The sequence below is a fragment of the Streptomyces sp. NPDC057623 genome (assembly GCF_042800355.1).
Taxonomy (GTDB): domain Bacteria; phylum Actinomycetota; class Actinomycetes; order Streptomycetales; family Streptomycetaceae; genus Streptomyces.
Genome location: NZ_JBHVGZ010000020.1, coordinates 136,930 through 147,015 on the forward strand (window position 1 = coordinate 136,930; position 10,086 = coordinate 147,015).

General features: G+C 67.7%; 3 protein-coding genes, 1 tRNA gene and 2 rRNA genes. 1 reads left to right on the top strand and 5 read right to left on the bottom strand.

Translation table 11 applies throughout. From position 1 onward, the window contains the following. Positions 1–225: 225 nt before the first annotated feature. Positions 226–5,700 carry a HAMP domain-containing protein gene (locus ACFU95_RS22020; RefSeq protein ID WP_383830104.1) on the bottom strand — a complete coding sequence of 1,825 codons (5,475 nt, stop codon included), beginning with the start codon at positions 5,698–5,700 and terminating at the stop codon, positions 226–228. A 378-nt stretch (positions 5,701–6,078) separates the two neighbouring features. Here ACFU95_RS22020 and ACFU95_RS22025 point away from each other — a divergent pair, with 378 nt between their 5' ends. Further along, positions 6,079–8,823: a SpoIIE family protein phosphatase gene (locus tag ACFU95_RS22025; RefSeq protein WP_383830107.1), complete on the top strand. Its 2,745-nt coding sequence runs from the start codon at positions 6,079–6,081 to the stop codon at positions 8,821–8,823. 57 nt (positions 8,824–8,880) lie between these two features. Here ACFU95_RS22025 and ACFU95_RS22030 read toward each other — a convergent pair. The 4 genes from ACFU95_RS22030 to ACFU95_RS22045 form a co-directional block, all read right to left on the bottom strand. Then, a tRNA-Thr gene (locus tag ACFU95_RS22030) sits at positions 8,881–8,956 on the bottom strand. A 77-nt stretch (positions 8,957–9,033) separates the two neighbouring features. Further along, positions 9,034–9,696 carry a DegT/DnrJ/EryC1/StrS family aminotransferase gene (locus tag ACFU95_RS22035; protein WP_383830118.1) on the bottom strand — a complete coding sequence of 221 codons (663 nt, stop codon included), beginning with the start codon at positions 9,694–9,696 and terminating at the stop codon, positions 9,034–9,036. Positions 9,697–9,810: 114 nt separating this feature from the next. After that, positions 9,811–9,927, bottom strand: a 5S ribosomal RNA gene (gene rrf, locus ACFU95_RS22040). An 86-nt stretch (positions 9,928–10,013) separates the two neighbouring features. After that, a 23S ribosomal RNA gene (locus tag ACFU95_RS22045) occupies positions 10,014–10,086 on the bottom strand; the annotation flags it as partial.

The window sequence follows — 10,086 nt, forward strand, 5'->3', positions numbered from 1 at the left end:
GGCAGTGCACCGGGCTCCGCCCCAGGGGACGACTCCCTTACGCCGCCCGCCCTCGTGCCGGTCATGGTAGCCGCACCCCGCCTGTCGCCACACCCTGTCACCGCGATGTCACTGTGCACGTAGCAGAAACGCAGCAGGAGACCAGAAGGTTCCCCGAATCCCGCACTTCTACACGGCTTCGAGCACACTGAGTCAGCAACTCCGTGTGAACGCTGTCAGCTCCGGTCACTGCTCCCTCATCCACTGATCCATCACCGCCAGCAGATGATCGGGATCGACCGGCTTCGTCACGTAGTCGGAGGCACCCGACTCGATCGCCTTCTCCCGGTCGCCCTTCATCGCCTTCGCGGTCAGTGCGATGATCGGGAGCCCGGCGAACTGCGGCATCCTGCGGATCGCCGAGGTCGTCGCGTACCCGTCCATCTCGGGCATCATGATGTCCATCAGGACGACCGCCACGTCGTCGTGCTGCTCCAGGACCTCGATGCCCTCACGGCCGTTCTCCGCGTACAGCACGGACAGGCCGTGCTGTTCCAGGACGCTGGTCAGCGCGAAGACGTTGCGGATGTCGTCGTCGACGATCAGCACCTTCTCACCGCCGAACCGGATGCCCCGCCGCGACTGCGGCGCCGTGTTCTGCTCCGTCGCCGACCACTGCTCCGGCTGCACCGGCCGCTGCTCGAGCTCGCTCGCGGCCCTGCGGCGGCGCCTGAAGAGCGCCGCGGCGCCGTTCTGCGTCTCCCGGTACGAGCGCACCTCGGCCGGCGTCTCGACCTCCACGTCGGCCAGCTCCGCCAGCTCGGCCGCCGAGGCCACCAGGGCGCCCGCGTCGAGGGGCGGCAACTGCTGCTGGTAGCCGTGCGGAGGCAGTTCGCTCGGGTGCAGCGGCAAATACAGCGTGAATGTCGAGCCTCGTCCCGGTTCGCTCTGCGCGTGGATCTCCCCGCCGAGCAGCTGCGCGATCTCCCGCGAGATCGACAGCCCCAGCCCCGTACCGCCGTACTTGCGGCTGGTCGTGCCGTCCGCCTGCTTGAACGCCTCGAAGATCACCCGCATCTTGCTGGCCGCGATCCCGATGCCCGTGTCGGTCACGGAGAACGCGATCAGCGGCGCGTCCGCCTCGGTCAGCGAGCCGGCCTCCAGCAGCTGCTCCCGGATCTTCTGCGGCACGTCCATCCCGGCGGGCCGGATGACCAGCTCCACCGACCCGGAGTCGGTGAACTTCACCGCGTTGGACAGCAGGTTGCGCAGCACCTGCAACAGCCGCTGTTCGTCGGTGTGCAGGGTGGCCGGCAGCTCCGGGGAGACCCGTACGGACAGGTCCAGGCCCTTCTCCGCGGTCAGTGGCCGGAACGTGGCCTCCACGTAGTCGACGAGCTGGACGAGCGCGATACGGGTCGGCGAGACGTCCATCTTGCCCGCCTCGACCTTCGACAGGTCGAGGATGTCGTTGATCAGCTGGAGCAGGTCGGAGCCGGCGCCGTGGATGGTCTCGGCGAACTCGACCTGCTTCGGCGAGAGATTGCCCTCGGCGTTGTCGGCGAGCAGCTTGGCCAGGATCAGCAGCGAGTTGAGCGGCGTACGCAGCTCGTGCGACATGTTGGCGAGGAACTCGCTCTTGTAGCGCATCGACACGGCCAGCTGCTCGGCGCGCTCCTCCAGGACCTGCCGCGCCTCCTCGATCTCCGTGTTCTTCACCTCGATGTCGCGGTTCTGCTGGGCCAGCAGCTCGGCCTTCTCCTCCAGCTCGGCGTTGGACGCCTGGAGGGCCTTCTGCCGGTTCTCCAACTCCTCCGACCGGTCACGCAGTTGCTCGGTCAGCTCCTGCGACTGCTTCAGCAGCACCTCGGTCTTGGTGTTGACGGAGATGGTGTTGACGCTGGTCGCGATCATCTCGGCGATCTGGTTGAGGAAATCCTTCTGGATCTGCGTGAAGGGGGTGAAGGAGGCCAGCTCGATGACGCCGAGCACCTTGCCCTCGAACAGCACCGGAAGGACGATCACTTGTGCGGGAGGCGCCTCGCCGAGCCCGGAGGAGATCTTCAGGTAGCCACTGGGCGCGTTCTCCACCAGGATCGTGCGCTTCTCCTCGGCGGCCGTCCCGATGAGCGCCTCACCCGGCCTGAAGGACGTCGGCATGGATCCCATCGAGTAGCCGTACGACCCGAGCATCCGCAGCTCGTACTGGTCGTCGCTCTCGGCAGCGAGGTCCTTGCCGTCCAGGAGCGGCATCGCGACGAAGAACGCACCGTGCTGTGCGGTCACCACCGGCGTCAGCTCGCTCATGATCAGCGAGGCCACGTCCTCCAGATCGCGGCGGCCCTGCATCAGCGCGGAGATCCGGGCGAGGTTGCCCTTGAGCCAGTCCTGCTCCTTGTTGGCGATCGTGGTGTCGCGCAGGTTGGCGATCATCTTGTTGATGTAGTCCTGGAGCTCCTGGATCTCGCCGGACGCGTCGACGTCGATCTTCAGGTTCAGGTCGCCTCGGGTCACTGCGGTCGCCACGCGCGCGATGGCCCGCACCTGCCTGGTGAGGTTTCCCGCCATCTCGTTCACGGACTCGGTGAGGTCGCGCCAGGTGCCGTCGACGTCACGCACGCGTGCCTGGCCGCCGAGCTGCCCTTCCGTACCCACCTCGCGGGCGACTCGGGTGACCTCCTCGGCGAAGGACGACAGCTGGTCGACCATCGTGTTGATCGTCGTCTTGAGCTCGAGGATCTCGCCGCGAGCGTCGATGTCGATCTTCTTGGTCAGGTCACCCTTGGCGATGGCGGTCGTGACCATGGCGATGTTGCGCACCTGACCGGTCAGGTTGGACGCCATCTGGTTCACGGACTCGGTGAGGTCCTTCCACGTACCGGCCACACCCGGCACATGCGCCTGACCACCGAGGATCCCGTCCGTACCCACTTCGCGGGCCACCTTGGTGACCTGGTCGGCGAACGAACTCAGCGTCTTCACCATGGTGTTGAAGGTGTCGGCGAGCTGCGCCACCTCACCGCGCGCCTCGATCGTCACCGTCCGGGTCAGGTCACCGTTGGCGACCGCGTTCGCGACCTGGGAGATGTTCCGCACCTGCATGGTCAGGTTCTTGGCCATCAGGTTGACGTTGCCGCTGAGGTCCTTCCAGATGCCCGTGATACCGGGCACGTGCGCCTGGCCGCCCAGGATGCCCTCGGTACCCACCTCGCGGGCCACCCGGGTCACCTGCTCGGCGAAGCTGGAGAGCTGGTCGACCATCGTGTTGACCGTCGTGACGAGCTCGAGAATCTCGCCCTTCGCGTCAACAGTGATCTTCTTGGACAGGTCGCCCTTGGCGACCGCGGTCGTGACCTCGGCGATGTTGCGCACCTGGATGGTCAGGTTGTTCGCCATGAAGTTCACGGACTGGGTGAGGTCCTTCCAGGTGCCGGAGACGCCCTGCACCTCGGCCTGACCGCCGAGCTGGCCCTCCGTACCCACCTCACGGGCGACCCTGGTGACCTCCTCAGCGAACGACGACAGCTGGTCCACCATCGTGTTCAGCGTGTTCTTGAGCTCCAGGATCTCGCCGCGCGCGTCCACGGTGATCTTCTGCGACAGGTCACCGCGAGCCACCGCGGTGGCCACCTGCGCGATGTTGCGCACCTGGGCGGTGAGGTTTCCCGCCATCCCGTTCACGGAGTCGGTCAGGTCCCGCCACACACCGGCGACGCCGGGCACCTGCGCCTGACCGCCGAGGCGTCCCTCGGTGCCCACCTCGCGGGCGACCCGGGTGACCTGGTCGGCGAAGCCGGAGAGCTGGTCGACCATCGTGTTGATGGTGTTCTTGAGCTCAAGGATCTCGCCGCGCGCGTCGACGTCGATCTTCTGCGACAGGTCACCTTGAGCTACCGCGGTCGTCACCTGGGCGATGTTGCGCACCTGGGCGGTGAGGTTTCCCGCCATTCCGTTGACGGAGTCGGTGAGCTCCTTCCACGTACCGGCCACACCCGGTACCACCGCCTGACCGCCCAGCCGGCCCTCGGTGCCCACGTCCCGGGCCATGCGCGTGACCTGGTCGGCGAACGACGACAGCTGGTCCACCATCGTGTTCACGGTGTTCTTCAGCTGGAGCATCTCGCCGGAGACGTCCACGGTGACCTTCTGCGACAGATCACCGTTGGCCACGGCCGTGGTCACCTGGGCGATGTTCCTCACCTGTCCGGTGAGGTTCCTGAACGCCGTGTTGACGGAGTCCGTCAGGTCCTTCCACGTCCCCGCGGCCCCCGGCACCTGGGCCTGCCCGCCCAGCTCACCCTCGACACCCACTTCACGCGCGACACGCGTGACCTCGGAGCCGAACGACGAGAGCTGGTCCACCATCGTGTTCACGGTGTTCTTCAGCTCCAGCATCTCGCCGGAGACATCCACGGTGACCTTCTGCGACAGATCACCGTTGGCCACGGCCGTCGTCACGGCGGCGATGTCCCTCACTTGTCCGGTGAGGTTCCTGAACGCCGTGTTGACGGAGTCCGTCAGGTCCTTCCACGTCCCCGCCGCGCCCGGCACGTTCGCCTGGCCGCCCAGCCGTCCCTCGGCGCCGACCTCGTTGGCCACGCGCGTGACCTCGTCCGCGAAGATCCGCAGCGTCTCGGTCATCTGGTTGATCGTGTCCGCGAGCTGCGCGACCTCACCGCGCGCCGACACGGTGACCTTCTGCGACAGGTCACCGTTGGCGACCGCCGTCGTCACCTGCGCGATTCCTCGCACCTGCGCGGTCAGGTTGCCGGCCATGAGGTTCACCGAATCGGTGAGGTCCTTCCACGTTCCGGCCACCCCGGGCACCTGCGCCTGCCCGCCCAGCTCCCCCTCGGTGCCGACCTCACGCGCGACTCGCGTCACCTCGGAGGAGAAGGACGACAGCTGGTCCACCATCGTGTTGACGGTGTTCTTCAGCTCCAGCATCTCGCCGGCCACGTGAACCGTGACCTTCCGGGACAGATCACCCTTGGCGACCGCCGTGGTCACGAGCGCGATGTCCCGCACCTGGGCCGTCAGCCGGTACGCCATCGTGTTGACCGAGTCCGTGAGGTCCTTCCACGAACCCGACATGCCACGCACGCGTGCCTGCCCGCCGAGCTTGCCCTCGGTGCCCACCTCGCTGGCCACGCGCGTGACCTCGTCGGTAAACGTCGACAGCTGATCGACAAGGTTGTTGACAGTCCGCCCGACCTTGAGGAACTCACCCCGCAGCGGATGCCCGGTCCCGTCCGGCGCCTGCGTCCGCAACTCCATACGAGGCGACAGATCACCCTCCGCGACCGCGGACAGCACCCGCCCGACCTCGGAGACGGGCCGTACGAGGTCGTCGACCAGGGCGTTGGAGTTGTCGACGGCGGCCGCCCAGGAGCCCTCACAGGCCCCCGTCTCCAGCCGTTCCGTGAGCTTGCCCTCACGCCCGACCATCCGCCGCACCCGCGCCAACTCACCCGTGAGGTGGAGATTGCGGTCGGCCACCTCGTTGAAGACGGCGGCGATCTCCGACATCACGCCGTCCCCGGACACCGTGAGCCGCTTCCGGAAGTTCCCGTCACGCATCGACACCAGGGCCGCCAGCAGCCGGTTCAGGGCAGCCGTGTCCACCGAGGTGGTCCCGCCTCGCGTCTTGCGTTCGCTCCTCAGGGACTGTCCGCCTTTCGCGCGCGTCTTAGTGCCCCGCGTCGCTGCGCCAGACTCCACTGTGTCCCTCCCGCAGGGGTCGACCGTTACTGTTGTGCTCGGGCTCTACTGTTCGGCGTACCCGTTACTGCTGGGCATTCCTGCCGGATATACCAGGCCACACCACGTGCTGCTGCCCGCGATACGTGAATGACACTCAGCCTGACCGGACCTTCACAAGAAGCTTGCCCAGTGTTTCACCCCGGCTGAACCCGGCCATAACAGTTCGGCAGCTTCGCACATCGTCCGCACACCCTCCGGACGGAAACACTGCAGACCGGCATCCGCATGGACGGCGAAGGTAAGTAACCTTGCATGCGGCTGTCCAGCCGCGCCGGTCCCGTCCGGCCTGGGCGGTGACAGGAGGAGTACGAGCGGGCATCGGAGGGGCAGCCGGACATGACCACCGGACTGATCCCGGGGGGACAGCCCCCGGACCGGCCGTCAGGCACGCAGATGCCGCAGCAGCGGCGCGAGCCAGTCGGCCTCGGAGCCCTGCACGTCGACAACCGGCCGAGGAGTTCTGTGATCACCGCGCGCGCGGCAGCCAGCTTCGATCCCGTCGGGCGATCGGTCGCGAGCGCCCGCTCCTTTGTCCGCGACACCCTCCAGGGGTGGGGTTTCGCCGACATCGTCGACGACGCCGTCGTACTCACCAGCGAACTGGTGACCAACGCCGTCGTACACGCGGGCACTTCTGCGGACGTTCTGTGTCTGCGCAGTGACGAAGGCGTACGAATCGAGGTGGCCGACCGGTATCCGGAGCGCGAGATCCCGCTCCAGGGCTCACCCGTCAACATGGGCAGCCCCGACCGCGAGGGCGGCCGCGGCCTCCAGCTGTGCGCGGCCCTGGCCGGCCGCTGGGGCGTCGAGTACACGCCCACCCACAAACAGGTCTGGTTCCAACTGGACCTCCCCGAACGCCCCGTGGGCACGCGGGCCGCAGGCCCGTCCCTGCCCTCCGACCTCCTCCCGCTCGCCGACGGCCGTGTCCGCGTGGCAGTGGTCCAGATCGACCGTACGGGTGCCATCTCGTCCTGGAACGAGGACGCCGAGGATCTCTTCGGCTATGCCCCCGAGCAGGTCGTCGGAAAGCCCCTGACCGACCTCGCGGCCTGGCCGCACACACCGGGCACCAGCACCGGCATCGCCGAGGCCCTCCAACTCTCCCGCTGGGAAGGCAGCTACGGCATAAGGGGCGCCAACGGCCGCGTCACGCCGGTGTACGCCTCCCACCTCCGGGTCCGTGACACGGGTGGCGAGCCCTCCACGGTCTGCCTCCTGGTCCGGGACCACGAACGCGCCGTCCTGCAGACCCCGTTGCGCATCCCGGCCTCCGACACCTCCACCGAGGCGCAGAGCACCGACCCCTTCGAGGTGTTCATCGGCTCCCCCGCCCCGGACGACCTCGACGGCCTCCTCCAGCGCACGGTCGAACGCGCCCGCGACATGCTCGACGGAGACTCCGCGTTCCTGCTCCTGGCGACTGACGACGAAACGGAGTTGGAGGTCCGTGCCTCCACCGGCCTGCCCTCCGCCCGCCAGCGCTTCGCGCGCGTGCCGGTCGAAGCGGGCCCCGGTCGCTACGGCTCGGCCCGCATGCCGGCGGTCCACGAGGACCTCACGATGGTCCCCGGCGCCGTCCCCCTGCTGCGGGGCACCGGCATGCGCTCGGTCGTCACGGTCCCCCTGAAGGTCGAGGGCCGCCTCACCGGCTCCCTGGGCGTCGCCGCCGAGGCCCCCAACAGATACTCCAACGAGGAGGCACTGCGCCTCCAGTTCGCCGCCGACCGCATCGCACTCGCGGTCGAGTCGGCCCGCCTGGGTGAACTGGAACGCCTGCGCCGAGGCTCGCTGAGCTTCCTCGTCGAGGCCTCCGATCTGCTCGCCGGTACCCTGGACCGCGACCAGACCCTGGCCCTCATGGCCCAGATGACGGTCCCGACCCTGGCCACCTGGTGCGCGGTCTACACGATCGCCGACCAGGCCTCCGAGCCGTACCTGTCGTACGTCCTGCACGAGGACGAGGAACTCATCGACGGCATTAAGTCCCTGCTGTCGAAGATCGCCCCTCCCGACCCCGTCCCCACCCCCGGCGCCCGCGTCTGGTCGGCACCCGCCGAGTCCGCCCACCAGGCGGCCCTGCGCACCTCCATGCGCAGCCTCGGCCTGGGAGAGCCCATCGGCCGCATCAGCGCGGGCATCGGCCCCACCCTGGCCACGGCGTCCGCTGTGGGCGGCGAGACGGTCGTACTGCCACTGGTGGCCCGCAACCGCGTCATCGGCATGCTGACCCTCGGCAAACCAACGGACGAACACTTCCGCCAGGAAATCCTGGAACTGGCGGAGGACCTCTCCCGAAGGGCTGCCCTGGCCCTCGACAACGCCCGCCTCTACTCGGAGCGCACGGCCATCAGCCAGTCCCTCCAGCGCAGCCTGCTGCCGCCGGAGCTGCCCGAGATCGACGGCGTCGAGGTCGAGGTCATCTACCGCGCCGCCGGCGAGGGCAACGAGGTGGGCGGCGACTTCTACGACCTCTTCCCGATCAGCGACGGCGCCTACGGCTTCGCCATCGGCGACGTCTGCGGTACGGGCCCGAACGCGGCGGCGGTCACCGGCCTGGCCCGGCACGCCCTACGACTCCTCGCACGCGAGGGCCTCAGCGGCCCGGCAGTCCTGGAGCGCCTGAACTCCGCCATCCTCGACGAGGGCGCCCGCAGCCGCTTCCTGACGCTCCTCTACGGCGAGTTGAGGCCGCAGGAGGACGGCAGCGCCGAGCTGAAGGTGGTCTGCGCCGGCCACCCACTCCCGCTCCGCCTGCGCCAGGACGGCACCGTCGAACCGGCCGCCGAGCCCCAGCCGCTCCTCGGCGTCATGGACGACCTGGAGCTCTACGAGCAGACAATCACCCTAGACCCGGGCGACGTGCTCCTGTGCGTGACGGACGGTGTCACCGAACGCCGCGAAGGCAGCCGCATGTTGGGCGACGACGGCCTCACCGACGTCCTCACCACCTGCACGGGCCTGACGGCGGGCGCGGTGGCGGCACGCATCATGCGCGCGGTCGAGCGCTTCGCCTCGGACGCCCCGTCCGACGACATGGCAATCCTGGCGATGCGCGTCCCGGGCATCCACAAGGACTGAGGAAATGGAGACTCGGGCATGAAAAAGGCCCCGCCCGAATGGGCGGGGCCTTTTGTCTGGAGCCCCCAAACGGAATCGAACCGTTGACCTTCTCCTTACCATGGAGACGCTCTACCGACTGAGCTATAGGGGCCTGTCGCCTTGTGCGAAGTTTCCCTCGCGGCAACGGAATAGATCATACCCCGAACACACCTGTGCTCCCAAACTCGCTCAGAAGGCCGGCTGGAGCAGTCCCCCGAGCGCATTGCAGGCCGACACGACCCGCTGCATGTCCCGCTTGGTCAGAGCGGCGTCGACAGGCAGAGCCAACGTTTCGTCAGCGGCCCGTTCGGTTTCCGGCAGGGACACACACCGCCGATACTCGGGCAGCCTGTGCACCGGCGTCTTCACCGGCACCCGGCACTCAACTCCCCTGGCCCGCACGGCCCGAGCGAACGCATCGCGATCCGGCCGCCCATTCCCCGGCACCCGCACGACATATTGCTGGTAGGTGTGCCCGTCCCCGCCATCGGGCGTCCGCACACCCCTCAACTTCGCATCCAGATACGAAGCCCGCTGCCGACGCTGAGCGATCTCGTCGTACGGAACCTCGGATTCACCCTGCTCCAACACCAACAGCCCATGCCGTTGACCGATCTCGTGGAGCCGAGCGATATCGGCCAACCGACCAAATCGATGCACGGCAACGACGCCCGCCGTCCGCGGGGTCACGACCGCCTCAACGGCGGTGGCATCCAGGCAGTAGGTCAGCGGATCTATGTCGGCGAACACCGGCAGCGCGCCGGCCAACACCACGGCCTCGGCGACTTCGACGTTCCCGAAGGCCGGTACGACAACCTCGTCACCGACACCGACGCCGGCGGCCCTGAGCATTGCAGCAGTACCCATACGGGGGATGTTGGTTGCGCAACGTGAACTTCAGGTGACGCACAACAAAAAAGGGTTGGTCCCGGAACCGAAGTTCCGGGACCAACCCTTTCAAAATTTGTTCGGCGGCGTCCTACTCTCCCACAGGGTCCCCCCTGCAGTACCATCGGCGCTGTAAGGCTTAGCTTCCGGGTTCGGAATGTAACCGGGCGTTTCCCTCACGCTATAACCACCGAAACACTATGAAACTGTCCAGCCGCACCATGCGTGGCAGCATGGGGCTGTTCGTGGTTTCAGAACCAACACAGTGGACGCGAGCAACTGAGGACAAGCCCTCGGCCTATTAGTACCGGTCACCTCCACACGTTACCGTGCTTCCAGATCCGGCCTATCAAC